The organism is Mycobacterium sp. TH-M11 (assembly GCF_057473725.1).
The window spans coordinates 1-1,674 of the sequence record NZ_JBYCLD010000089.1 but is presented as its reverse complement, the minus strand read 5'-3'; the positions used below and the strand labels follow the sequence as shown (position 1 = coordinate 1,674).

The window sequence follows — 1,674 nt, the reverse complement described above, 5'->3', positions numbered from 1 at the left end:
GGCAGACTGCTCGCGCAGTTCACCGACGAGCACTTGCCGATCCAGATGGTCGCGGCCCTCGCGCGATTCGATAACCAACCGGGTGACGTTGCGGTCGAGTAGTAGGCGCACCATTCGGCGGAAGCTTTCAGCTCGGACCGTGGTCTCGTCACCCTTGCCGTGGAAAACCAGCGCCGTCGTCGAGGCGTTGCTAACGAGCGCATCGACGATTTGCCGGCGCCGGCTAACGCGTTCATGCACGAAATGCCACCGTCGTTGCCCTGGTAAGCAAAGCGAGCGTGCCAAGCGACGCAATGAGTCCACGTCCCCATCGGCCACCACCGCTACGCACACGTAGTAGCGGGCTCCCCTGCCCGACTCGTCGACGAACGCCTGAGCGGTCACCGGTCAACATTGACACACGGTGCGCGCCCCTCGACACGGTCGACTCCAACACCGAAGATCACGACAAATTAGAAACCGCTGCCGAGCCTCTGACACGGCTCGACCGCGGAGGGGATAGATCACCGACTTGTCACCAAGCTGAGATCTTTCAACCGTTTTGGCGTCGGCTGGTGACGAAACTAGCTGGTAGAAGCGATGACCGGGTCGAGGGGTGCTGTTGAGACATCTGAGGTGATCCGCATGAGTTCGGCGAATGCACGGGCAGGCGGCAAAGCCGACTGACACCCCCGGAAGCCCGACGCCAGCTGCAGCCTGCATGGTGCATGCCACGACCATGTCGGCATCGCAGTCCAAGGGCCTGGCGGGCTTCGCGCCTCTTGTGAAATCCGCGATTCATCCTGCTGTTTCGTCGTGTCAGCGCTGGCCGAGTGCCTTAGCCGCTGTGGACACCTTCATCACGAGACGGCGCTCGCGGTGCCGGACGGGGACGAAGTGGTAACGCTCGTAAAACGACTGGGCCTCGTCGTCTATGGCGTCAACGACGATGAGCCGTCCTCCGCCGATCTCCGACGCGGCGACGGCTTTCCCGAGTGCATCCAGAAGTAGCTGCTCACCGTACCCCTGGCCATGTAGCGCTTTGTCGATTGCCAGACGGGCGATCAAATATCCGGATATGCGGGAATAGCCCGCAGCCATCGACCCCGGCGCACCGTCGTCTTTGCGCGCGACTTCGGTGGGACAGATGGCGAAGTAGGCGCAGACCTTCGGCTCGCGGTGCGGGGTCCACACGTAGACGTGCGCTACTCCGCTGCTGTCGGCGCGGCGGGCGTGCTCGACCAGCCACCTGTTCAGTGACTCCTTACCGCAGTCGAACCCTTCCAGCGTGTGGTCGTCGTCGAGCCTCGCGGACTCGAACATCGCTCAGCGCCGCGTGAACGCCGCAGGCTTGCGTGCCGCTGCCGCGAGTCGTGGTGCGGCGTCAGCGGCGTCGAGCGAGGACATCAGCTTGTCGAACTGTTCGGGCTCCATCACCGTTACCAACTCGTTGCGCAGGATGTCCTCGGCACGTTGGATCGCGGCTTTCCGGACGAACTCCGAGGTCTGCTCATGCACGACATTGGCGGCTCGCTGGATGCGGTCCAGGGTCGCCTCCTCCGCGCGAAGCTCGAAGCGTTTCCCTTTGACTGCCACGATGACACCTCCCTAACCAGCAACCATAGTGTACGGCTAATGTACGTACGTTGCTACTGCAAACTATACCGCCGCGAGTCAGCGCCAGAGGGCGGCTGT

2 protein-coding genes and 1 pseudogene are annotated in these 1,674 nt (G+C 62.9%); all 3 read right to left on the bottom strand.

The genetic code is table 11. From position 1 onward, the window contains the following. Nucleotides 1-384 (bottom strand): annotated as a pseudogene (locus AC2VOG_RS03680) (hypothetical protein); the annotation flags it as partial. A gap of 414 nt (nt 385-798) precedes the next feature. Beyond that, nucleotides 799-1,302: a GNAT family N-acetyltransferase gene (locus AC2VOG_RS03675; protein ID WP_486938558.1), complete on the bottom strand. Its 504-nt coding sequence runs from the start codon at nt 1,300-1,302 to the stop codon at nt 799-801. A gap of 3 nt (nt 1,303-1,305) precedes the next feature. Then, nucleotides 1,306-1,575 (bottom strand): type II toxin -antitoxin system TacA 1-like antitoxin, encoded by a 270-nt coding sequence (locus tag AC2VOG_RS03670; protein ID WP_486938557.1) that lies wholly within the window; start codon nt 1,573-1,575, stop codon nt 1,306-1,308. Between the last annotated feature and the right edge of the window lie 99 nt (nt 1,576-1,674).